Annotated in this window: 19 protein-coding genes; 1 reads left to right on the top strand and 18 read right to left on the bottom strand. The window is 70.8% G+C overall.

What is annotated here, in order from left to right:
* Positions 1-18 precede the first annotated feature (18 nt).
* The 15 genes from secA to LOY02_RS01245 form a co-directional block, all read right to left on the bottom strand.
* Positions 19-2880, bottom strand: coding sequence for a preprotein translocase subunit SecA (gene secA / locus LOY02_RS01315; RefSeq protein ID WP_317180508.1), 2862 nt, complete (start codon positions 2878-2880; stop codon positions 19-21).
* A 175-nt stretch (positions 2881-3055) separates the two neighbouring features.
* The gene (locus LOY02_RS01310; protein WP_317180529.1) at positions 3056-4264 is read right to left on the bottom strand and encodes a winged helix-turn-helix domain-containing protein; all 1209 of its coding nucleotides are present in this window, start codon (positions 4262-4264) and stop codon (positions 3056-3058) included.
* Between the two features lie 8 nt (positions 4265-4272).
* A complete protein-coding gene (locus tag LOY02_RS01305; protein ID WP_317180507.1) occupies positions 4273-4965 on the bottom strand; it encodes a response regulator transcription factor in 693 nt (230 codons plus the stop codon).
* A gap of 93 nt (positions 4966-5058) precedes the next feature.
* Entirely contained in the window at positions 5059-5691 is a 633-nt protein-coding gene (gene hpf / locus LOY02_RS01300) for a ribosome hibernation-promoting factor, HPF/YfiA family (RefSeq protein WP_317180506.1), read from the bottom strand.
* Positions 5692-5899: 208 nt separating this feature from the next.
* The gene (locus LOY02_RS01295; protein WP_317180505.1) at positions 5900-6667 is read right to left on the bottom strand and encodes a ComF family protein; all 768 of its coding nucleotides are present in this window, start codon (positions 6665-6667) and stop codon (positions 5900-5902) included.
* Between the two features lie 89 nt (positions 6668-6756).
* On the bottom strand, positions 6757-8601 hold the full coding sequence (locus tag LOY02_RS01290) for an LpqB family beta-propeller domain-containing protein (RefSeq protein ID WP_317180504.1): 1845 nt from the start codon (positions 8599-8601) through the stop codon (positions 6757-6759).
* A complete protein-coding gene (gene mtrB, locus LOY02_RS01285) occupies positions 8598-10439 on the bottom strand; it encodes an MtrAB system histidine kinase MtrB (RefSeq protein WP_317180503.1) in 1842 nt (613 codons plus the stop codon). Before mtrB ends, LOY02_RS01290 begins: the two co-directional genes overlap by 4 nt.
* Positions 10440-10549: 110 nt before the next feature.
* The gene (mtrA, locus tag LOY02_RS01280; RefSeq protein WP_317180502.1) at positions 10550-11227 is read right to left on the bottom strand and encodes an MtrAB system response regulator MtrA; all 678 of its coding nucleotides are present in this window, start codon (positions 11225-11227) and stop codon (positions 10550-10552) included.
* 151 nt (positions 11228-11378) lie between these two features.
* Positions 11379-11882, bottom strand: a complete 504-nt coding sequence (locus LOY02_RS01275; RefSeq protein ID WP_317180501.1) for a hypothetical protein — start codon at positions 11880-11882, stop codon at positions 11379-11381.
* A gap of 271 nt (positions 11883-12153) precedes the next feature.
* A complete protein-coding gene (ahcY, locus tag LOY02_RS01270; RefSeq protein ID WP_317180500.1) occupies positions 12154-13620 on the bottom strand; it encodes an adenosylhomocysteinase in 1467 nt (488 codons plus the stop codon).
* Between the two features lie 88 nt (positions 13621-13708).
* Complete coding sequence (locus tag LOY02_RS01265) at positions 13709-14662, bottom strand: DUF808 domain-containing protein (protein ID WP_317180499.1); 954 nt, start codon at positions 14660-14662, stop codon at positions 13709-13711.
* A 27-nt stretch (positions 14663-14689) separates the two neighbouring features.
* A complete protein-coding gene (locus LOY02_RS01260; protein ID WP_317180498.1) occupies positions 14690-15829 on the bottom strand; it encodes an SIS domain-containing protein in 1140 nt (379 codons plus the stop codon).
* Between the two features lie 6 nt (positions 15830-15835).
* The gene (locus LOY02_RS01255; RefSeq protein ID WP_317180497.1) at positions 15836-16024 is read right to left on the bottom strand and encodes a Trm112 family protein; all 189 of its coding nucleotides are present in this window, start codon (positions 16022-16024) and stop codon (positions 15836-15838) included.
* Positions 16021-17502, bottom strand: coding sequence for a phosphomannomutase/phosphoglucomutase (locus LOY02_RS01250; RefSeq protein WP_317180496.1), 1482 nt, complete (start codon positions 17500-17502; stop codon positions 16021-16023). Before LOY02_RS01250 ends, LOY02_RS01255 begins: the two co-directional genes overlap by 4 nt.
* Positions 17499-17930: a DUF3499 domain-containing protein gene (locus tag LOY02_RS01245; RefSeq protein ID WP_317180495.1), complete on the bottom strand. Its 432-nt coding sequence runs from the start codon at positions 17928-17930 to the stop codon at positions 17499-17501. Before LOY02_RS01245 ends, LOY02_RS01250 begins: the two co-directional genes overlap by 4 nt.
* Before the next feature lie 181 nt (positions 17931-18111).
* On the opposite strand from LOY02_RS01245, the gene LOY02_RS01240 reads away from it, so the two are divergent.
* Positions 18112-18447: a metallopeptidase family protein gene (locus tag LOY02_RS01240; RefSeq protein WP_317180494.1), complete on the top strand. Its 336-nt coding sequence runs from the start codon at positions 18112-18114 to the stop codon at positions 18445-18447.
* 34 nt (positions 18448-18481) lie between these two features.
* Here LOY02_RS01240 and LOY02_RS01235 read toward each other — a convergent pair whose 3' ends face one another.
* The 3 genes from LOY02_RS01235 to LOY02_RS01225 form a co-directional block, all read right to left on the bottom strand.
* Positions 18482-20047 (bottom strand): DUF5719 family protein, encoded by a 1566-nt coding sequence (locus tag LOY02_RS01235; RefSeq protein ID WP_317180493.1) that lies wholly within the window; start codon positions 20045-20047, stop codon positions 18482-18484.
* The gene (locus LOY02_RS01230) at positions 20044-23319 is read right to left on the bottom strand and encodes a glycosyltransferase family 2 protein (RefSeq protein WP_317180492.1); all 3276 of its coding nucleotides are present in this window, start codon (positions 23317-23319) and stop codon (positions 20044-20046) included. The genes LOY02_RS01235 and LOY02_RS01230 overlap by 4 nt, the downstream gene beginning before the upstream one ends.
* A 148-nt stretch (positions 23320-23467) precedes the next feature.
* Positions 23468-23734 carry a WhiB family transcriptional regulator gene (locus tag LOY02_RS01225; RefSeq protein WP_317180491.1) on the bottom strand — a complete coding sequence of 89 codons (267 nt, stop codon included), beginning with the start codon at positions 23732-23734 and terminating at the stop codon, positions 23468-23470.
* Positions 23735-24011 lie beyond the last annotated feature (277 nt).

Here is a 24011-nt window from a genome sequence, read left to right as displayed (position 1 = left end):
GCCGCACCACAGCGCGTTTCAGCGGCGCCGGCGCTTGACCTTCTTGCCGCGACGGTCGGCCTTGCGCTCGACGGGCTGCTGCCCCGTCTCGACCGCCCTGCCGTCCTCGCCGGGAGCGGAGTAGCGAAGAGCAGACGGTCGCTGGCCCGGCGTTGCGAGATCCACGCCCGAGACCCTGACGCCACCGGCGCGCCTGGCCGCTCCACTCACGTCAGCGGCCGCTGACGCCCGGGAGGGCGCGGCCGGGGCAGCCGGGGTGGTCGCGCCGGAGGAAGGCCGCTGCGCCGGAGCATCGGCCGCAGCAGCACCTGCCACGCCACCGACGAGGTCACCGACGGGCACGGGCGCTGCACCGACCTGCGGCGCCTGGGGGGCCACCTCGACCTGGACCGAGAAGAGGTGCGAGACGGACTCCTCCTTGATGGCATCCATCATGGCCTCGAAGAGCTGGAAACCCTCGCGCTGGTACTCGATGAGCGGGTCTCGCTGGGCCATGGCACGCAGGCCGATGCCCTCCTGCAGATAGTCCATCTCGTAGAGGTGCTCGCGCCACTTGCGGTCCAGGACCGACAGCACGACACGGCGCTCGACCTCCCGCATGGTGTCGGACCCGAGAGACTCCTCCCGCTGGTCGTAGGCGTGGTGCGCGTCCGACATGAGCTGCTCGCGGAGAAGCTCGGCGGTGATCGACCCGCGGCCTCCGGCCAGCTCCTCGAGCTCCTCGATCGTGATGCCGACCGGGTAGACCTGCCTGAGGGCCTCCCAGAGCTGCTCGAGGTCCCAGTCGTTCGCGAAGCCCTCGGCGGTCGCCGCGTCGACGTAACCCCCGACGACGTCGTTGACGAACATCCGCAGCTGCTCGTGGAGGTCTCGTCCCTCGAGCACGGCCCGGCGTTCTTCGTAGATCACCTGGCGCTGCCGGTTCATCACGTCGTCGTACTTGAGGACGTTCTTGCGGATCTCGTAGTTCTGCGCCTCGACGGCCGCCTGGGCCTTCTGGATCGAGTTCGTGACCATCTTCGACTCGATCGGCTGGTCGTCCTCCATCCCGGCCGACACCATGAAGCGGTCGACGAGGGCCGCGTTGAACAGCCGCATGAGGTCGTCCTGCAGCGAGAGGTAGAACCGGGACTCCCCGGGGTCGCCCTGACGGCCGGAGCGTCCACGCAGCTGGTTGTCGATGCGGCGGGACTCGTGACGCTCGGTGCCGAGGACGTAGAGACCACCCAATGCGGTGACCTCGTCGTGCTCGGTCGCGACGGCTGCCTCGGCGTCGGCGAGGGCCTCGTCCCACGCTGCCTCGTACTCCTCCGGGGTCTGCTCGGGGTCGAGGCCGCGGCGCTTGAGCTCCGCGACGGCACGGAACTCGGAGTTGCCACCGAGCATGATGTCGGTGCCGCGACCCGCCATGTTCGTCGCGACGGTGACGGCGCCCTTGCGTCCGGCCTCGGCGACGATCGCGGCCTCACGCTCGTGCTGCTTGGCGTTGAGCACCTCGTGCTTGACGCCCTTCTTCTTCAACTGCTGCGAGAGGTACTCGCTCTTCTCGACCGAGGTCGTGCCGACGAGGACGGGTTGGCCCATTGCATGCCGCTCCACGATGTCATCGACGACGGCATTGAACTTGGCGATCTCGGTGCGGTAGACGAGGTCGGCCTGGTCCTTGCGGATCATCGGCATGTTCGTGGGGATCGGGATGACGCCGAGCTTGTAGATCGAGTTGAGCTCGGCCGCCTCGGTCTGGGCGGTGCCGGTCATCCCGGAGAGCTTGTCGTACATCCGGAAGTAGTTCTGCAGGGTGATCGTGGCGAGCGTCTGGTTCTCGTTCTTGATCTCGACGCCCTCCTTCGCCTCGATCGCCTGGTGCATCCCCTCGTTGTAGCGGCGCCCCGGGAGCATGCGGCCGGTGTGCTCGTCGACGATGAGGATCTCGCCGTTCATGACGACGTAGTCCTTGTCGCGCTTGAACAGCTCCTTCGCCTTGATCGAGTTGTTGAGGTAGCCGATGAGCGGCGTGTTGACCGTGTCGTAGAGGTTGTCGATGCCGAGCAGGTCCTCGACGCGTGCGATTCCGGACTCGAGGACCCCGACGGTGCGCTTCTTCTCGTCGACCTCGTAGTCACCGCGCCCGTCCTCGCCGCGATTGAGGCGGGCGGCGATGCGGGCGAACTCGACGTACCACTTCGTCGCGATGTCGGCAGGGCCGGAGATGATCAACGGCGTCCGGGCCTCGTCGATGAGGATGGAGTCCACCTCGTCGACGATCGCGTAGTGATGGCCGCGCTGGACGAGCTCGGACGGCTCCCACGCCATGTTGTCGCGGAGGTAGTCGAAACCGAACTCGTTGTTCGTGCCGTAGGTGATGTCCTTGGCGTATTCGGCGCGGCGCTGCTCGGGCGTCATCGACGCGAGGATGCAGCCGGTCTCCACACCGAGCGCGCGGTGGACGCGACCCATCAGCTCGGACTGGTACTCGGCGAGGAAGTCGTTGACGGTGATGATGTGGACGCCCTCGCCCGTGAGGGCGTTGAGGTAGGAGGGGAGCGTCGCGACGAGCGTCTTGCCCTCACCGGTCTTCATCTCCGCGACGTTTCCGAGGTGGAGGGCTGCGCCGCCCATGATCTGCACGTCGAAGTGACGCTTGCCCAAGGTGCGCTTGCTCGCCTCCCGGACGGCGGCGAAGGCCTCTGGCAGGAGGTCATCGAGGCTCTCCCCCGCCTCGAGCCGCTTGCGGAAGTTCGGGGTCTCCTCGCGCAGCTCCTCGTCGGACAGCTTCTCGAAGTCGGCCTCGAGGGCGTTGACCTGCGCGGCGATGCCCTGGAGCTTCTTCAGGGTCCTGCCCTCGCCCGCGCGGAGCAGCTTGTCGATGCCCAAGACCATGGTGCGTACTCACTCCCGACTCAACGTGATGCCACCCGCCGATGGGGGCACGATCGCCCGTGTGGGTCACGGGACCTGCCTAGGCTAGTCGTAGCCACGCCTTCCCGACCAACGGGCCGGCGCGCCCGGTGAGTTCCCCAGACCGGATTCGGGACGTATGCCGCCGAGCGGCCTCTCACGTCTCCGTGGCCATGGTGACGTGGTCGAGCTCCAACCAGTGCGCCATGGACTCGAGGCTGCGGTGGAGCGCCGCGCGAGCCTCCGACGGTGCACCCGGCTCCCACGTGACCGCATGGCAGCGCAGGACACCACCGGCGCGGTCTGCCTTGAGGTCGCACCGTGCCACGAGGGCGTCCCCGAAGAGGAACGGCAGGACGTAGTACCCGTGCACGCGCTTGTGGGCCGGGGTGTAGATCTCGAGGCGGTAGTGGAAGTCCCAGAGCGCGTGGATCCGGTCGCGCTGCCAGACGAGTGAGTCGAAGGGGCTGAGCAGGGCCTCCACGTGAGCCCGCCGCGGCAACCTGGCCGAGGCGTGGAGCCACGCCGGACGCCAGCCCGGGACCTCGACGGGGATGAGCTCGCCGTCGGCCTCGAGGCGGGCGATCGCGCGGCGTGCGTCGCTGCGCGTGATCCGGAAGTAGTCGGCGAGGCACAGCTCGGTCCCGATGCCGTGGGCCCGCGCCGCGATCCGGACCAGCTCGACGAAGCGCTCCGGGTCTGCCTCCGGGCCCGGTCGCTGCCGCCACGCGTCACGGAGGTGTCTGGGAGGCGTCGTCTCGAGCGCTGCGTACCTCCGCTCGAACTGCGCGGTCCGCCCCACCGAGCTGATCCGGCCGGCCCAGAAGAGGTACTCGAGCGCCTGCTTCACCTCGGACCAGTTCCACCCCCAGTTCTCCGTCGAGCGGGGACGGTCGTGGTCCAGCGCCGCCTCCACCTCGCGGGCGGTCATCGGCCCCCGCAGCTCGACCTCGGCCTGGACCAGGCTGACGAGCTCCGGGCGATCGGCGAGGATCCGGCGCATCGAACCCCAGGCCTTGTCCGCGGCAACCCGCATTCGATGATCGAGCAGGGGCCACGTCTCGGGAGGGATGAGGCTCGCCTCGTGGGCCCAGTACTCGACGAGGCGCCGTGGTGACCGGTCCCGCGCCCGGTCGAGGATGGCCCGGTCGTAAGGCCCGAGTCGCGAGAAGAACGGCAGGTAGTGACTCCGCGCGAGGACGTTGACGCTGTCGATCTGCACCACGCCGACCCGGTCGATGACGCGCTGGACGTGGCGCATGGTCGCCGCGAAGGGGGCCGGGCGCGGGTCGAGGAACCCCTGCGCCGCGATCGCCACACGGCGAGCCTGGGCACGGGTGAGTCTGCGGACCGGACCGGCGTGCATGCGTGCCGTCACTCCCCCGGCTCGATGAGCTTCTGGCGCACGGCATACATCGCCGCCTCCATGCGCGAGTGCATCTGGAGCTTGTCGAGGATGTTGCGGATGTGGTTGCGCACGGTGTTCTCGGAGATGAACAGCTCGCCGGCGATCTCGCGGTTGAGCCTGCCGCGGGCAACGAGTCTGAGAATGCCGAGCTCTCGCTCCGTGAGGCGAGGCAGCTCGAGCTCCGGAGTCGGAGCGCTTGCCGTCTCCGGGAGCCTGCTCATGTTGGCGAACTCGGTGAGCAGCTTCGAGGCCATCATCGGGGAGATGAGGGACTGTCCGTGGAAGACGCCCCGGATCCCGGCTGCGACCTCCTCGGGGGGAACGTCCTTGAGCAGGTAGCCGTTTGCCCCGGCACGCACTGCCTCGAAGAGGTTCTCCTCGTCGTCAGAGCTGGTGAGCATGATGATCTTTGCCGAAGGGATGCGCTGCTTGATGACGCGGCAGGCCTCGATGCCACCCCGCTTGGGCATGCCGACGTCCATGACGATGACATCGGGCACAGTCTCCTCGGCGAGGTCGACGGCCTCGTTGCCGTCAGCGGCCTCGCCGATGACGTCGATGCCGTCCTCCGTCGCCAGGACGGTCTGCAGGCCTCGCCTGTAGAGTGCGTGGTCGTCGACGATGAGGACTCTGATGACATCGAGGGGCGCCTGGCTCACGGAGTCATCCTGTCAGGCGACACCGACATCCCGGGCGTTCGGCTGCACGGTGGAGGGCGCCCACCGCAGTGGCAGGCGCCCTCCGGGTCATGCTCAGCCGGTGGCAGCGACGGCGGGCTCCGTCTCGAGGTGCAGGACTCCGTAGCTCCAGCCACGACGGCGGTAGACGACGCTGGGCCGATCGGTGTCGATGTCGTGGAACAGGAAGAAGTCGTGCCCGACGAGCTCCATCTGGTTGACCGCGTCCTCGAGGGACATCGGGGCAGCCGTGTGGACCTTCTCGCGGACCTCGATGGGAGAGTTGCCGACGGCGCCGAAGGGGGCGGCCTCTTCCGGGGTTGACTCGTCCGACTGGGACCGAGCGCCGTTGTCTGCCTCGATCCGTGCCGTGGCCTGGGCCACCGACTCGGGGACGCGACGCCCCCGGCTCACGCGGCGCTTGTCGTTGACCCTGCGAAGTCGTTCCATGAGCCTGTCGACCGCCGCGTCGAGCGCGGCGTACTTGTCGTCGAGCGCAGCCTCGGCCCGGATGACGGGCCCCTTGGCCCGACAGGTGATCTCGACTCGCTCTGACCCGCGACCACGAGCGACCTGCTCATGCGTGACGACGACGTCGATGCGATGCACCTTGGGCGCGAGCGAGGGTACTTTGCCCAGGCGCTCGTTCAACAGCTCACGGAATCGGTCAGGGATCTGGACATGGCGTCCAGTCACGACAATCTCCACGGTTCCTCCTTGATCGCGCTCGGGGCGCTCAGTGATCCTGCTGTGGGGCCCGGGACAGGCCCACGCGTCACCTCGGCACCACCCCTTCCCTCGATCAGGCCCCCGGGTCGACGGCCGTCCGGATGACGCCGTCCCGGGACCGGGGCTCTCTCGATGACAGTACTTCGCCGGGTCACTCGTGGGAAGGCGTCGCTCGGCGCGACGGAAGTCACACGACAGGTGCGGGGCGACCTCGCTCCGCTCGTGCTGGATGCCCGGGCGCGCGGCGAGGGGTCGCGGCGATGACGGCTGCCCGGACGTCCACCGCCCCGGCCTGCCGCAGGGCCCGAGCGCTTTCCGCCAGCGTGCTGCCCGTCGTCAGCACGTCATCGACGAGGATGCACCTGCGTCCCCCGACGATCCGGGCCGAGCGAGCGGTGACCGCCATCGAGGTGTGGAGGTTCGCACGGCGGCCGGCGGCCCCGAGGGCGGCCTGGTCGGCGACGACGCGCCGGTGACGGAGCGCTGGGAGAGGCCCGACGGGACGGACGCCTGTGTCACGCCGTTCGTCACCGAGTCCGACGAGCGCGAGTCGGGCGATCCGCTCGAGGGGTCGATCGCCCCTGAGACGCTCGGCCCGCGCCGACGACGGGACCGGCACGACGAGCACCGGTCCGGGCGGCCAGCCGGACTCGTCGAGCGCCGTGCCCAGGGCGTCCCGGAGCAGGCGTGACAGGATCCGGTCGAGGTCTCGCCGACCTGCGTCCTTCCAGGCACGGATGCCGACCCGGAGCGGACCGGTGTATCGACCCCAGGCGTAGCTCTCGGGAAGGCCGTGCGGGACCGGGTCGGGCGCGACACGCCGTGCTCCGGGGGGCAGGCCGGAGTCGTCGAGAGCGATGGAGCACCGTCGACACCAGGGGCCGCTCGGACGGCCGCACGCCGCGCACTCGATCGGCAGCACGAGGTCGAGGAGGTCGGAGAGATGGCTGCGCACGTGACCATCCCACCGTGGCCCTCCGCGCGAGGGAACGGGTCCGCGACGAGCTGTGGATGGCTGCGGGTCGCCAGGCGGGTTGGGGAAGATCACCGACCGGGGACGAGCAGGTCCGTTCCGGTCGCGATCTCTCGCCAGCCCAGGCCCGCCTTGGCGAACACGTGACCGTCGGCGGTGATGCAGATGAGGCCGCGCAGCCCCCCTGCCGTGGTGATCGTCCGAGCGCCGGGCACCGGCCTCAGACGCTCCCTCGTCGGGTCCGTCTGCCCGAAACGGACCCGAAGCCCGTCGAGGCCGGCCCCGACGTGGCCGATCCAGGGCGCGATCTCGTCGCGGTCGGAGAGGCGACCGAGCACGGCGAAGGACTCGCGATCGAGCCAGGTGACGTCCTGCATCGTGGCGAGCGGTTGCGCCTGGCGGAGCGGCTCGGCCAGGGCGGTGGGCTGCCCGTTGGGCGCCCGGACGACGCCGGAAACGGACAGCTGCGTGGCGCGCGTCTCGGCGTCCTCGGTGATGACGAGCGCGCGGGTGCCGTCGGCCGAGATCGTCAGGGCCACCACGTCGTCCTCGCCGAGCCAGGGCACTTCGACCGGTGCCGGCTCGGGCGGTGGCACGAGGGCGGCAGTGTTGAGGCTCCAGATCCGTGGGGTGCCGTCCTTCTCCCCTGCCACCCACAGGTACTGGTATCGGTCGTAGACCGGCCGCTCCAGTCCGGTCCAGCCTGGCTTGAACCGCAGGGGCTCGTCCTTCGCCGTCCAGATGGACAGTTCCAGGAGGTCGCCTCCGATCGCCGCGACCTGCTTCTGGTCCCGCGACAGGGTCAGCCGGACCCACCCATCCGGTATCTCGTCCGGGTCGTCCGGGGCCAGGGACTGGCTACCATCCCGGCGACGGTCCTGCGCCGGCAGGTCATCGGGGATGAAGGTCGGGTCGATCCGCTTGAAGGTCTCGCCGTTCCGGATCAGGGCGGAGTCGAAGACCGGGGCGGGGGTGAACCCGTAGCCCACTTCCTGCGGACTCGACAGGGTCGTCCCGAGGCCGGCGAGCTCGAACTCGGTGCCCTCGACCGAGATCGAGATCGAGGAGACGAACGCTCTCGCCAGCGTGGCCGAGAGCTGGGCCCACATGGCGCGCCGCTCCTCCAGTCCCGCGGCTCGGGCAGCGTCATTGAGGTTCACCTGGGCATGTCCGGACTCGACCGGGACCGAGTTGACGGCCAGACGGGTCGAGGCCGGGAAGCCGGTGATCACGGCGCCCGCCAAGTGGGGAGGCACCGGCTCGAGCTGCGCACGGGCGAGGCTCGTGGCGAGGCGAGTGCCCTTCGGGAACCAGCGAGTGTCCGGGACCAGCTCACGTCCCGACGGCGTGACGTAGTGGACCGGCGCGGCCACGTAGAGGTTGTCGAAGGCGCTGGCCTCGAGCCAGAGGCCGAAGCCGTCCTCCGGGAGCTCGAGGCGCCACTCCCCCGCGACCTGGGTCAGGCCGAACGTCGTGCGGATGACCTGCCCCGGTGGCACGTCGTGATAGCGGCCGTTCGTGGCGAGGATGCCGACCGGTGCCACGCTGACCTGGATCGTCGAGTCGCCGGTGCGCTCGATGCGAAGGTCGCTGGCGCGGTTGTAGATCACCGTCTCCTTGGCCGCCCAGCGCCACAGGTCGACCGAGGCATGGCTGAGGTAGACCTTGGCCGTGTCGTGGGTCTCGCTCTCGTCCTCGCCGGCGCGGATGAAGCCCCGCACGATCTGCTCCGGTGTGGCTCCGGGAACCGGCCCCTGCGCCGCGACGCGAATCTGCGGCTCGTTGATGGGCTCGTCGAGGCGGCGCCCCTCGGTGACCGGGCTGGTCTCGGGGAGTCCGGCGCAGGCGCCGACCGCTCCGGCCACGACCAGGCCGGCCAGGGCCGCGCGCACCCGTCGCAGCACGTTGCGCCTCATGACGATCCCTCCGAGGACCCCGACACCTCGGCGCGGGTGGGCGAGGTGGCGGCAGACCCGGCTGCTGGCCCCCCTCCGGACGCGCCGGCCTGCGTCCCGGTGGGCGGTGCGGGCCGGCTGATCCGGCGGAGCTTGACGGTGTCGTCGGGCGAACCCCGCAAGGAACCGTCGCCGCCGTTCCCGACCCGGCCGCCCGGTCCGGGCGGTTCGGGCTCGGGCTCCCTGGCAAGCGGGCTCAACGGCAGCGGGGAGCTCGTGATGGTCGCGCCCGCATGGCGGGGCAGGGTCAGCCGGAAGCAGGAGCCCTCTCCTGGGGCCCCCCACGCCTCGAGCCGGCCGGAGTGGAGTCGGGCGTCCTCGAGGGAGATGGCCAACCCCAGACCGGTGCCGCCGGTCGTCCGGGCTCGGGCCGGATCGGCACGCCAGAAACGGGTGAACACGAGCGCTGCCTCACCGGGACGCAGGCCGACACCGTGGTCCCTGATGCTGACTGCAGCCGCCGAGTCGTTGGCAGCCAGTGTCACCTCGACCGGGCGTCCCTCGCCGTGCTCGATCGCGTTGGCGACGAGGTTGCGCAGGACCCGCTCGATCCGGCGTGAGTCCATCTCCGCGACGACCGGCTCGCCCGGGTCGTGGACGACCAGCTCGGTGCCCTTGCGCTGGGCCAGGGCGCGGTGCGCATCGACCGCCCGCTCGACACACCCCCGCAGGTCGTTGGCCTCGATCTCGAGGACGGCCGCTCCAGCATCGAAGCGCGAGATCTCGAGCAGGTCCGTGAGCAAGGACTCGAAGCGGTCCAGCTCGCCCATGAGCAGCTCGGCCGAGCGTGAGACGGTCGGGTCGAAGTGACCGCGTGAGTCGTGGATGAGCTCTGCCGCCATCCGGATTGTCGTCAACGGGGTGCGCAGCTCGTGAGACACATCGGAGACGAAGCGCTGCTGGACCCGCGAGAGGTTCTCGAGCTGCGCGATCTGCTGCTGGAGCGAGGCCGCCATGGCATTGAAGGAGTTGCCGAGCCGGGCCAGGTCGTCCTCCCCCCGGGCGCGCATCCGCTCGTTGAGGTTGCCGTCCGCGAATCGCTCGGCAACGATGGCCGCGCGTCGCACCGGATCGGCGACGAGCCGGGTCACGACGAAGGCGATGGCCCCGACGAGCAGGATGAGGGCGATACCACCGAAGAGGAAGGTGCGGCCGACGAGATTGATGATGTCGCGCTCGCGCTGCATGGGATAGATGAAGTAGAGGCCGTAGGGGCCGACCACCGGCAGCGCGACCTGCTGCCCGACGATGAGTGCGGAGACCGCGTTGTCGCCCTGCTCGACCGTGGCGATCTGGACCTGCTGGCGGTCGGGGTTCTCCGCCACGGCCCGTGACAGCTCGGCAGGGATGAACCGCGCACCCACCGAGCCGCTCTCGATCGGACCGATGATGTTGGGGTTGTCGTTCGTCTCGAGCCGGGCGAGCACGACGTAGCGGACCTCGGTGCCGCTGTCGCGCTCCAGGGACCGGATCTGGTCGGTCGCCGTCTGGCTGACGTCTGCCGTGGAGGCCACCTTGTCGGTGTACTGGAAGTAGTTCTGGGTGTCCTTCGCGTCGCGTTGCGAGTCGAGCGCCGCGATGCGCTGTCGCCCGTCGACGAGGCCCTGGGCGATGGACCCGTAGAGATAGGTCCCCACCGCGGTGAGCACGAGGATGCCGAGCAGCATGGTCGTGACGACGACCCGGAAGCCGAGCGAGGCGCGCCAGAGGTGAAGTGGCCGCTGCCACAGCTCCCTCATCCGGGGGCCCAGCCGCTCCTTGGTGCCCCGGGAGCCCGGGATCCCGGTGGTCTCGCCCATGTCAGTCACTCATGTCCGCCGCTCGTGTGCACCGTTCGGGTCCATCGATCCTCGCACGGGTCACCTCTCACGTCGCCGCTCGGTCCGTCGCGCAGGGCCGAAGGTCACCCTCAGGATGGACCGGCCTTGTAGCCCACTCCGCGGACGGTGACGACGATCTCGGGGTGCTCGGGATCGTGCTCGATCTTCGAACGGAGCCGCTGCACATGGACATTGACCAGGCGAGTGTCACCCGCGTGCCGGTAGCCCCACACCTGCTCGAGCAGGACCTCACGGGTGAAGACCTGCCACGGCTTGCGTGCGAGCGCCACGAGCAGGTCGAACTCGAGAGGCGTCAGGGACAGCGCCGTGCCGTCCCGCTTGACCGAGTGTCCGGCGACGTCGATGTCGAGGTCGCCGATCGTCAGCTTCTCCGGTGCCGGCTCGTCGCCGCGACGCAGCCGGGCGCGAACCCGCGCGATGAGCTCCTGCGGCTTGAACGGCTTGACGACGTAGTCGTCCGCACCGGACTCGAGTCCGACGACGACGTCGACAGTGTCGGTGCGGGCTGTGAGCATGACGATCGGCACCCCGCTCTCCGCGCGGATGCGGCGGCACACCTCCATGCCATCGAGCCCCGGGAGCATGACGTCGAGCAGGACGAGGTCGGGGCGTGTCTCGCGGAAGGCGGGGACCGCCTCGGTCCCGTCGGCCACGTGGGTGACCTCGAGACCTTCGTTGCGTAGCACGATGCCCAACATCTCGGCGAGCGCGAGGTCATCGTCGACGACCAGAACCCGACCCTTCACGTCTTCTCCCTTCACGGCACCCGGCGGCGCCGCACGTCATGGCCACATCATCACACAGCAGAGCTGACGTGCGGTCGCCTCGGGGAGCCCCGTCCCCCGCGCGGGTGGTGGACGTGGGCGGTGCCTGGGGTGGTGCGACGACGCGGTCCGGTCATTCGGTCACGAACCACTTGTCCTTGATCTGGACCGCCTTGAACCGGTGGATGACCTGGGCCGCGAGGGCCGGCTTGGTCGTGGCCGCCTCGAACGTGGCGAGGTCGTCGACGACGGTGGCGCCCGCGATGCTGACGCCGTCGAACATGTCCTTGAGCTCCGTGAGCGAGGAGAGCAGGGGGGTCAGCGCCTCGCCGCACGCGGGGGCCGCCCCCTTGAGATCACCCACCGGACGACCATCCGCGGCCATGAGGGCGCAGACCGTCTCTCCCTCGCCCGCGACGAGGGCGGAGAGCCAGGACTCCATCGCGGCCTCCGGTGTGGACTGGTCGATGGCGGGCTCGGTCGGCGTGGGCGTCACCGTGGGGGTCGGGGTCGTCGGCCGGGTGCTCGCCGCGCCCGCAGGGGCAGACATCGCGGGGCCGGGGCTGCTGAGGGCCTCCTCGAGCGTCGAGCACGCACCGAGGGACACGGTGAGCCCGAGTGCGACCGCACCGCTCATGAACCTGCTCACTACACCCTCACCTGCCGTGTCCCATCTGCTTCGCCACCTTCCCTGGTCACCCACCCCGGGTCACCCCTTCGTCGGTCCCGTCCCCGGTGCCCATCGTCGTGCCGTGGCCGGGCCGGCCGGCATGTGTCACCCGCCACCGCCCGTCGCGGCGCCGTCGCGTCGGGACCCACCCAACCACAGCGGGACGTATGCCGCTGGGCTGGGGGGCTCAGCGGCATACGTCATCGTGGGCGGCTGTGGGTGGACTGGCCTGTTGCGGTCAGTAGCGGTAGTGGTCGGGCTTGAACGGGCCTGCCACGTCGAGCCCGAGGTACTCGGCCTGGCCCTTCGTCAGCTCGGTGAGGCGAACGCCGAGGGCATCGAGGTGCAGGCGGGCAACCTTCTCGTCGAGGGCCTTCGGCAGGGTGTGGACCTGCTTGGTGTAGTCGTCGTTCTTGGTGAACAGCTCGATCTGGGCGATCGTCTGGTTGGAGAACGAGTTGCTCATGACGAACGAGGGGTGCCCCGTCGCGTTGCCGAGGTTCATCAGCCGGCCCTCGGACAGCACGATGATGGACTTCTCCGCCTCGCCGTCCGCCGGGGCGAAGCTCCACTCGTGGACCTGCGGCTTGATCTCGGTCTTCGTGACGCCGGGGACCCGTGCGAGGCCGGCCATGTCGATCTCGTTGTCGAAGTGGCCGATGTTGGCCACGATCGCCTTGTTCTTCATCTGCTGCATGTGCTCGGCCGTGATGACGTCGTAGCAGCCGGTCGCGGTGATGAAGATGTCCGCCTGGTCGACGACGTCCTCGAGCCGGGCGACCTGGTAACCCTCCATGGCCGCCTGCAGCGCGCAGATCGGGTCGATCTCCGTGACGATGACACGGGCGCCCTGACCGGCGAGGGACTCGGCGCAACCCTTGCCCACGTCGCCGAAGCCGCAGACGACGGCGGTCTTCCCGCCGATGAGCACGTCCGTGGCCCGGTTGAGGCCATCGATGAGCGAGTGGCGGCAGCCGTACTTGTTGTCGAACTTGCTCTTGGTCACCGAGTCGTTGACGTTGATGGCAGGGAAGAGCAGGTCGCCGGTCTCGGCGAGCTGGTAGAGGCGGTGCACGCCCGTCGTCGTCTCCTCCGTCACTCCCTTGATGCCGGCGGCGACCCGGGTCCACTTCTGCGGCTCGGTGGCGAGACTCTGGCGGAGCAGCTCTTTGAAGACCGCGAACTCCTCGGAGTCCTCATCGGTCGTCGCGGGCACCTGGCCCGCTGCCTCCCACTCGACCCCCTTGTGGACGAGCATCGTGGCGTCGCCGCCGTCGTCGAGGATCATGTTCGGCCCGCTGACCTCACCACCGTCAGTCGCCGGCCAGGTGAGGATCTGCTCGGTGCACCACCAGTACTCCGGCAGCGTCTCGCCCTTCCAGGCGAAGACGGGGACGCCCCTGGGGTCCTCCGGCGTGCCATCCGGGCCCACGACGACCGCCGCGGCCGCCTCGTCCTGCGTGGAGAAGATGTTGCACGAGGCCCAGCGGACCTCGGCTCCCAGGGCGGTGAGCGTCTCGATGAGCACCGCGGTCTGGACGGTCATGTGGAGGGACCCGGCGATCCGGGCTCCCTTGAGGGGCTGGCTGTCGGCGTACTCCGCCCGGAGGGCCATCAGCCCCGGCATCTCGTGCTCCGCGAGGCGCAGCTGGTGCCGGCCAGCGGTGGCGAGGCTGAGGTCGGCCACCTTGTGGTCAAAGGACATGGAAGATCTCCTCGAATGGGTGTGCAGACCCGGCGCGCCCCTCTGGGTCTCGCGGGTCGTCACCCACGCCGGAGTGCTCGATTCTACGTCAGTGCGCGTCGGCCTCGCTCCGCACGTCGGCCCCACGCCGTCTGGGGATGACGTGCATGACCGCGACGATGATGGCGCCGACCACGAGGCCGAGAAGGGCCGACGCGATCGTGTTGACGACCCAGGCCAGGGCCCCACCCAGTCCGGCCACTCCCTGGACAGCCTCCTCGAGGTGGTGGACGACGTCGTAGAGCGCGTGCCAGCCCAGCTCGTCGATGCCGACGAGGAGGATGTGGCCACCGACCCACAGCATGGCGACGATGCCGACCGTCGAGAGGAGGCGAAGCAGGACCGGCATCCCCTTGACGAGGGCGCGACCGACCGTCTGGGAGGTTGATGAGGTGCGCTGGGCGAGCCGGAGGCCGATGTCGTCCATCTTGACGATGAGGCCGACGACGCCGTAGACGAGTCCGGTGATGAGCAGTGCGACGACGACGAGGATGACGAGTCGTGAGACGAACGCCTCGTCGGCGATCTCGTTGAGGGCGATGACCATGATCTCGGCCGACAGGATGAAGTCGGTGCGGATCGCGCCGGAGACCACGGTGTCCTCCTGGGACGCGTCGACGGCGACCGGGACCTCGGCCTCGTGGTGGCCCGATACGGCCTCCCAGATCTTCTCGGTCCCCTCGTAGGCGAGGTAGGCCCCGCCGACCATGAGGATCGGGGTCAGCAGCCAGGGCAGGAACTCGCTGAGCAGCATGATGACCGGAAGGATGACGAGCAGCTTGTTGCGCAGGGAGCCGATGGCGATCCGCTTGATGATCGGCAGCTCACGCTCGGGGTCGAGGCCCTGGACGTAGCGCGGCGTCACGGCGGTGTCGTCGATCACGACGCCGGTCGCCTTCGCACTGGCGCGGGCCGCTGCCGCACCAACATCGTCGACCGAGGCCGCCGCAAGTTTCACGAGGGCCGCGATGTCGTCGAGGAGCGCGACCAGTCCACCTGCCATGGGCTACATCGTAGGGTGGCGCGACCGTCAACCGGTTCGCGCGTCGCGCAGCAGTCTGACGTGCGGCGAGGTCGCGGGGTCGAAGCCCTGGCCGAATGCGAGGTAGGTGGCTGCGAAGTCGGTGGTGGCGACATGTGAGGCGACGCGCAGCAGTGGGTCGTCGGAGACCGCGTCGACGAGGGACACGCGCACCCCGGCGTCCTCCGCGGCCGCGACGACCGTGTCGCCCAGGATCTGCAGGTCGGTTCCCGCCTCCGACGCGTGCCGGAGCATGACGAGTCGAAGAGGTGGACGCCGAGGTCCGTCGAGGTAGGGGTCGGCGAAGATGTCGTCCTGCCCGGTCGACTCGCCCCCGGCGAGGGGGCCATCGAAACACGCCACGATCTGGCTCGCTGCATCGGGGAGCACGCCTGAGGCGACCGGCACCCTCCCGGTGCGCCCGAACATCGCGACGGCCCGGCCGGCCGCCACGGCGCCGAGAGGACCCGAGCCGAGCACGATGGCCGACGACTCCGCGATATCGGTGGCCAAGGTCTTCGCGGGGTTCTCGACGGCAGCCACGGACGGGCCTGCCTCCTCTGCCCGCTCGTCGAGCACATCAGCGAGAGCCTGGACCGTGGACGCGGAGATGGTGGCCAGCCCGAGGGCGTCGGCCGCGAGGAGCAGCGGGGTGGCGTGGGCCCACATCGCGGTCCGCGACGAGGACTCGGGCATGGCAAGGGGAACGTGGATCCCGCGCGACCGGGCGCTGAGCTCGGCCAGCGGCGAGTCGGGCGCGCCGATGGTCAAGAGCATGGCGCCGCGACGTGCCGCCTCGGCCGCGAGCGCCAAGGGTCCTGCGGCACGGCCGGACTGGGACACCGCGATGACGAGGTCGATGGCCCCCACCCACCCGGGTAGCGGCATGCTCGTGCAGCTCTGCACGGGTATCGCCCCACCGCTCCTGGCGACTGCCTCGAAGAGCTCCGCCACGCCGGCAGAGCCACCGGCGGCCGCGACCACGACCCCCCGCGGCTCGAGGCCCGAGAGCCGCTCGAGGCCGGCGTCCGCCGACAGCTGGAGGGCTCGCCGGACGCTGGCGCCCGAGCTCGCCAGGGAGCGCAGCGTGTCGCGCGTGTCGAGGCGTTCGAGTCCCTCGACGTCGTCGAGCCGGGCCTCGTCGAACACGCGGGCTCAGGCCTTGGTCTGCCGGGCGAGATCGACGAGCAGGACGGGAACGCCGTCCTCGATGGGATAGGCGAGCCGGCACGCCGAGCACTGCAGCTCAGGCCCCTGGGCACCCTCCTCGTCCGTCAGCTCGCCCTTGCATCGGGGGCAGCGCAGGATCTCCCGCAGCCACGGTTCGATGGTCTCGTTGTTCATTCGGGACGCTCCTCCTGGTCCTCGGGTGAGTCGGCCGCGCCGGCTCGGATGAGCGCGAGGACCTCGTCGCGGATCCGGGTCATCGTCTCATGATCGGCCGCCTCGACATTGAGCCGCAGCAGCGGTTCCGTGTTGGACGCGCGCACGTTGAACCACCACAGCTCGGCGCCCGCCGGGGCGGTCACCGTGAGCCCGTCGAGCTCGTCGATGCCGGCGTCCTGTCTCGCGGCCCAGGCGCGGACCTGCTCGACGACCGCGGACTGGTCCTCGACGGTCGAGTTCAGCTCACCGGAGGAGACGTATCGCTCGAAGTCGCGCGCGATCTCGGCAAGAGGTCGGTCCTGCTCGCCGAGAGCCGCGAGGACGTGCAGTGCTGCGAGCATCCCGGTGTCGGCGAACCAGAAGTCCCTGAAGTAGTAGTGCGCCGAGTGCTCGCCCCCGAAGACGGCGCCCGTCCGGGCCATCTCCGCCTTGATGAAGGAGTGCCCGACCCGAGTCCGGATCGGCGTCGCGCCGTGCTCCCGCACCACCTGCGGGACGGCGGCGCTCGAGATGACGTTGTGGACCACGACGATGTCGTTCTCGCCGGCAGCCCGGGCCCTGCTGATCTCCCGTGCCGCCACCAGACCCGTGATCGCGCTCGGGGAGACGGCTCTCCCCTCGGCGTCGACGACGAAGCAGCGGTCGGCGTCGCCGTCGAAGGCCAGCCCCATGTCGGCTCGGTGCTCACGCACGGCCTCCTGCAGGTCGACAAGATTCGCCGGGTCGAGCGGGTTGGCCTCGTGGTTGGGGAAAGTGCCGTCGAGCTCGAAGTAGAGGGGGACGATCTCGAGCGGGAGCGGCGGCAGTCCCGCGGCCGTGCCGAGGACGGCGGGCACGGTCAGGCCGCCCATGCCGTTGCCGGCATCGACGACGACCTTGAGCGGGCGGGAGCCGCGCAGGTCCACCAGGTCCCGGAGGAACGCGCTGTAGTCGGAGAGCAGGTCGCGCACCTCGACCGTGCCGGTCGCGGTCCGCGGCGCCGGGAGGCCCGCCCGCCCGTCGAGGAGCCACTGGGCGAGATCGCGGAGCTCGGCCAGACCCGTGTCCTGGCCGACGGGTCGAGCCGCGGAGCGGCAGAACTTGATCCCGTTGTAGCGGGCCGGGTTGTGGCTGGCCGTGAACATCGCCCCCGGTAGGTCGAGCGCCCCGCTCGCGTAGTAGAGCCCATCGGTCGAGCAGAGCCCGATGAGGATGACGTCGACTCCACGGGCGGTGATCCCCTCCGCGAAGGCGGCGGAAAGCTGGGGCGAGCTCGGGCGCATGTCGTGCCCGACGACGACGCCACTCTTCTCGTCCGGGATGACGATGACCTCCGCGAAGGCGCTGCCGAGGGCGCGAGCCACGTCCGCGGAGAGCTGCTCGGGGACGAGACCCCGGACGTCGTAGGCCTTGACGAAGTCGGTGAGCACGGGCACGTCGACGACCTTAGTCGTCACGAGTCCTTGAGCATGCGCAGGTGGCCTCTCCGCCGGGACTCGACGACCCCGGACCCTGCCTCCGCGCTGGCCTGCCCCCGCGGGGTCGCGGTGTCCGGCGACCCCGCCCCGGCAGTCCCGGTGCCGGCTGCCCGGGTGGACCCGCGTCGCGATCCCGGCCGACCAGCCTCCCGCACGGCGTCGGCGAGGGCGAGCAGGTCATCTGCCGCGAGCACCGGCTCGGAGAACTCCCCTCCGACCCGGACGACGTCCCAGCCCCTGGGGGCCGTGAGACGCTCGGCGTGGTCGCGGCACAGGTCGTAGGTGTGTGGTTCCGCGTAGGTCGCGAGGGGACCGAGCACGATGGCCCGGTCGGCGTAGGCGTAGGTCAGGGTGGCGACCGCCGGGCGAGCGCATCCGGTCTTCGAGCAACCTCGTGTGAGACCCACGAGCGTGGACTCTAGTCGGCCCGCGGAGTCGAGACGACACACCACGCCGTGATCGCCGATCTAGAGTGGGGATGTGAGCACCAGCCACCGGCACGTCCCGGGCCAGACCGCGCGGTCGCGCCGCCGCGACCGGCACGGCCGCGGGGCTCGAGGTCCAATGGCGTGGCCGCCGGTGCCGGCGATGACGAGCCGACGCGACCGCTTCGACGACTTCGTTCTCGACGCGGCGGCCCGCCTCGAGGCCACCTGGGGACGAGCCTTTCCCGCGGTCGAGTTCGCCGTCGAGGACGTCCCTCGCGGCCCCGCCCCCTGGGAGCACCGGGAGGTCCCACTGGGGCGGCTCTACCCCGCGACGGGCAGCCGCCCGGCGCGCATCGTCGTCTATCGGCGTCCGGTCGAGACGCGCGTGTCCGACCCACGCGACGTGGCGGCGCTCGTGGCGGACATCGTCACCGAGCAGGTCGCTGGACTGCTCGGTGTCTCGCCCGAGGAGCTGGATCCCGGCTTCGGCGAGTGAGGCCCGCCCCGCGTGCCGCATGCGCGCACGCGCGTCAGCTCGTGACCTGGCGCACCGGAACCGCGGTCTCGGTGGTCGGTGCGCTCCGGATGGGCACGATGCCGTAGTAGGGCACGCCGCGGTCGTCGAAGCCGGTCGTCACGACGGCCCTGATGTCCCGTGCAGTGGTCGACAGCCACACCCGGTCCGCATCCGCGAGGGGGACGCTCGCCGTGCTCCCGGGAGCAACCGTCGTCGTGACCGTGCGCTCCGAGTCGCCGCTTCCGACGGTCGTCGTGACGTTGCCGCCGGTCGAGCCAGCGGCGAGGTGGAGCGTTCGTGTCGTGCCGGGCCGCGTGGGACCGGCCAGGACGATGCCGCCGGTGCCCACGAGGGGCGGCAGGGCAGGCGTCCACCCGAAGTCGCCCTCCCGATCCGTCTCCCTCGCCTGTCTCCGGTCGACGAGAACGGCCGCCGTGATGGCCCCGTCCGATGTGATGTGCAGGCCGTTGGAGCCCGGAGCCAGCGCCAGGGGAACGTCCAACGTCGCACCTGCGCCGACCCGCACGGCCCGCAGTCCCGCCGGTTGCACCGGGCCGCCCGGCGTCAGAACGCTGACGCGAGCCACCGCCTCGGTCGAGCCCGGGTTCACGAGACGCAGGGTGGTCTCCCCCTGGCCTGCCGCAGCCGCGTCGACGCCGGCCACGACGAGGTCCTCTGCGGGGACCGCGGCCGCGGTCGCGTCGTCGACTCCTCGCGCCGTGGCCCCGTCGACCCAGGCGTCGTTGAGCACCGCAGCGACGACCCCGCCGGTCGCCACCACGTGGACTGCCGGCCGGGGCTCCTCGGGGGCGAGCGCATCGAGAGACAGGGAGACGCGGGACTGCGGCGGGATCGAGACCGCCCCGCGATCGGAGGTGTCGACGGGGCCCTCGGCCCCGAAGATCTCCAGACGGACGCTCACGGCGTTGGCGCCGGGGTTGGTCATGACGACTCGCTCGGTCCGTGACGGCCCCCCTCCACCCCCGAGGAGCCAGACGTCAGCCGACGGCTCGAGGCATGGTGTCACCGCCAGACCGCGGTCATCGTCGGACAGGCGCAGCCAGCTCTGTGTGGCGACCACGCCGGGCGCGAGGTCGCCTTCGGCCCTGACGAGGACGAAGGCATCCTTCTCGATCGGCGCGACCACGGGATCGAAACGCTGGTCGGTCGAGGCCACGGATCTGCCACTGGGGTCGAGAAGGGACACGCGCCCCGGGGCTGCGCCCGTGCCGGTTGCGGGGGGCGCCGTCGTCGGGAGCCCGACGATCACGGATTTCGGGGCTGCTCCGGCAGCCACCTGAACGTCGCCGCTGACGTCCCGCATGCCCTGGGTCCCGACCCGTTGCTGACCGGGGCACACCAGCGCCGCGGACTCGATGAGCACGTCCGACGACTGCGGCAGCCCGGCTCGCTCGGTCGGCGCGGCCAGCTGGAGCGTGCCGTCGACCCCGGTTGCCCCGAGCGCGAGCCCCGCCGCAGCCACGGTGATGAGTGAGGCACGGATCAGTCCTCGGCGGTCCCAGGGCCGACGGGGGCGAGGGGCGGGTGCGGGGCTGGGGCGCTGACGGGACTCGTTCATGGTTGCGGCCTCCTCGACCGGCGGTTGCCGAAGGGCAGGGCCATGAAGACGACGACAGCCAGGACGAGGCCCTGTGCGAGGCGCCACCACGGTTGGGCGGCCGCAAGGTCGACCCGGAGCTGGCCCCCGGCCGGCGGCAGGTCATAAACCGGCTGCGGCTGTCCGGTCACCGGTTCGAGCCTGCGGCCGTCGAGGAGCACGACAGCGTGCTGCGACCACTCTGCTGGCTCGGCAACCACGAGGCGCCTGGGACCTGACGCGGGATCAGGTGCCGGCGGGATCGACTCGTCGGCTGCGCCGTGCGGTCCGTTGGTCGGCACGGCGGCGACCAGGCGGCCTTCGCCGTCGACGATGCGCAGTCTGGAAGGAGCTGCGGGTGATATGCCTCCGGGAGCGACGGGCGGTGGTAGCACCTTCCACAGGATCCCGTGCTCGCTTGCGCCGAGGCGGGTGAGCCCCTGCGTCGCGTCGAGTCGGCGAACCAGTGGAGCGGCGCTGTCGGCGCGGACCTGGACGAAACCGATCGCCCAATCCGCGAGCTCGGACGCGTCGAGCTGGTCGGCGGACCTCCCGCCGACGAGGCGGGCCACGGCGTCCACCAGGGGTCGGTCGTCGGCGCTCACTGTGCGGTCGAGATCCCGGAGCAGGTCACCGGGCTCCCGACCGCTCAGCACGAAGTCCACGACCTCGGCTGAGGGTCTCAGCAGGAGCAGTCGATTGTTCAGGGGGTCGTGGGACTGCTCGACCGCCACGGCTGGCAGGGTGGCCTCGCCGACCGTCAGGGTGCGGCTCGCGCCGGAGACGCCCCACGTCCCGACGAGGACGAGGACGGGCACCACGACGAGTCCGGCGAGGGACCAGCGGCCGACGGCGTGCCACCCGCGTGCCCCGGCCGGCTGAGGGCGCCGGTCCGGCCCTTCGACGACCACGCGGCTGCCGACGAGCAGGCCGACGAGCAGGCTGGCCGTCCAGAGCTCCAGTCCGATACCTGACCACGGGTAGGCGGTCTCCGAGACTCCGACGCCGGTCTCGGCCGACCCGAGCACGACGCGCCCCGAAGTGAGGGCCGCAGCGAGGCCGACGAGGCCCAGGCCGCCTGCGACGGCGAGGCCGACACCCTCGGCCCGGTTCCTGCGTCGCACGGCATAGCCCAGCAGTCCGAGCATGACGAGCGGTCCGGCAGCCCACAAAGCCACCACCGGTCGCTCAGCGACTGCGGCCAGCGCCTCACCCGCCGACGTCGTGGACCGCGCGGCCAGGGTCTCTGCCTGTCCGAGCACGAGCCGCCACGGCTCAGGGGCCTCCGCGGTCGAGACGAGGCCCGGCCCCGAGAGCAGGTGCCGCCAGTCCTCGACGACGGTCCCCACCCACGTCCCGAGGAGAGCCGGCGGGACGAGCAGGAGGACCAGCGCCCGCAGGCGCCGGGAGCCCGGCCCCAGCAGCAGCAGGCCCAGGGCCGCGATCGACGACACGGCGAGGAGCGGGGGAACGAAGGCTCCGAGCAGACCCGTGGCCAGCGCCGTGGCGAACGTGGCGGTGAAGGTGCCGTGCCGTCGAGCCGCCAGGGCGTAGCCGGCCAGGACGAATGGCAGGAGCACGTGTCCGAGTGCCGCCGTGAGCCGTCCGTCGCTGACCGCCGTGGTGACGACCGTCGAGGCTCCCCAGGCCAGCGCGATCACGGCCCGCGCCACGGGCCCCGCCGGGACGACGCGCGCTGCGAGGTAGGCGGATCCGACCGACAGAATGGGCGCGAGGAAGAGCAGCCAGGCCGCCGTGAGGCCCGCACTGGACCGGCTGTCCGAGACTCCTGGGAGGAGCTCAGCCACCCAGGTCAGCCCGGACAGGACGGCGAGGTGTGGGCTCGGCTCCGCGCTCGAGCCGAGCCCTGAACCGTGCCACGAGTCCCGGAAGGCGTGCCACAGGCCGGAGGAGTCGGTCGCCACGGGCCGGAGCTCGCCGCCGGCGACACCCGTGCGCGTCGGTGACAGGGCCCCGTCCCGGATCGCGTCGCGCCAGGCCGCTGCGGTCATCACGAGCATCGTCACCACCGCCAGGAAGCCGGGATGGGTGGCGATGCGCTGGGGTAGGGCCGGCGGGAGCGCGCCGAGGGCCTCGGCCTCGTCCGAGGTGGGACCGGTCTCTGTCGTCGGCGCTGCCTCGCGCGCGGCCCGGGTGCGCTCCGGGGTGATGACGTCCTGGATGTGATCGAGCGTGGAACGGGCCGCAGCCGTGGGCGAGACGAAGAGGGTGCTGAGGTCGCTGCGTCGCAGTCGTCGGGTGCGACGACCGCGCCACCTCGCCCCCAGGACGGCGGCCGGCCGGAGGAGCGCCGCGACGTCTCCGAGCTCGCGCCAGGCGGCACGGGGGCGCTTGGCGACGAGCAGCAAGAGGGCGGCGCCCACCGCCGACACCGCGATCCACAGGGCCAGGAAGGGCAGGGCGAGCCACGAGCACCGGGCCAGGGCCACCTGACGTGCCGCCCGCCTGGTCCGCCCGTCGGCGTCGGCGGACAGGGTCGGCGTCGCCGGATCGCGGTCCCCGTCTGCCGACGAGGCTCGCACCGCTGCCTCCGGGACGACGATGACGCGGTGTCCGGCCAGCTGGGCCCGCCAACCGAGGTCGAGCTCGGCTCCGGCGTCCTCGAAGGCAGGGTCGAATCCGGCGAGGTCTGCATGGACGTCGCGCCGCAGGAGCATGCCGCACGTGCTGACAGCGAGCACATCCGTCCGCCGGTCGTGCTGGCCCTGATCGGCCTCTCCCGGGAGAGGCGAGGCGATGCGTCGACCCGACCTGGTGACCTGGATCCCGAGAGACACGAGGCGTCGCGAGTCGTCCCAGTCGACGACCTTCGGACCCGCGATGCCGACCGAGGGCGACTTGCGAACGGCCGCGAGCAGGCGCGCGAGCGTGGCCGGCCCCGGTGCACAGTTGTCGTGCAGCACCCAGATCCACTCGGGCGGCGCACCCCCGCGCGGGGTGTCGCTCTCCGCGGTGTGGATGACGCCAACCGGTTCTCCGAGCAGGTCGACGGCGGCGTCGATGGCCCGGCCGATCGGGACCGCGTGGTCCATGCGGTGGATCCGCACGTCGGCGACGGCCCGTCGCACTCGGGAGTGGGCCTGCGCGATCGCTGCCGACGTGTCCGTGCTCGCGAGGTCGATGATCATGAGGCGGGCTGGGGGAACCGTCTGGGCGGCGATCCCGTCCAGACACTCCGCAAGCCAGCGGGCGCCGTTGCGCACGACGAGCACGGCGCTGACCAGCGCGCCCACGGCGGGGGCCGATCGTCCCGTGGAGGGGGGAGAGGACGATGCGGCAGCCCCGGCGCCGGCGGGTGGTGTGTTGCCTTGGCTCAGCTCGTCGGGCACAGCGTGCTCCTCCACCCGGGTGCCGTGCGGGCCCCGGGCTCGGACCGCATGCTCAGACCGCGCGCTTCTTCAGCTTGCGACGCTCCCGCTCGGAGAGGCCGCCCCAGATGCCGAATCTCTCATCGTTGGCCAGGGCGTACTCGAGGCACTCGGCACGCACCTCGCACCCCACGCAGACCTTCTTGGCCTCGCGTGTGGAGCCTCCCTTCTCCGGGAAGAACGCCTCTGGGTCGGTCTGGGCGCAGAGCGACCGCTCCTGCCAGGAGAGCTCGCCCTCCTGTCCACCCACATCCGACATCACCAATACCAGCTCGTGCATGACCCCTCCTCGACCCTGACTTCCTCTGTCAGCACTGCCTTTGTTGCGTCCCTTGTCGGTTGCTCCCCCCTCAGGACTGGCCTAAGGCGGGCCAGCCGACAAGTACAACAATGAAATTACAAGCGTGTCATGCACCCCACGTCAAGCCGTACAGTGATATTTGCCTGCCGGGCGCAGCGTCTGCTAGGGCTGTGTCCCGACCCCCTCCTCCTCGCCCGACCGACCCGCTCACGGCAGGTGTCCTACCCGCACGATCGCTCTTCTCACCCCCTCCTCA

Source organism: Intrasporangium sp. (assembly GCF_032907665.1).
Lineage (GTDB): Bacteria > Actinomycetota > Actinomycetes > Actinomycetales > Dermatophilaceae > Intrasporangium.
Note: the sequence above shows the minus strand (reverse complement) of the source record. Positions and strands in the feature narration are given on the sequence as shown.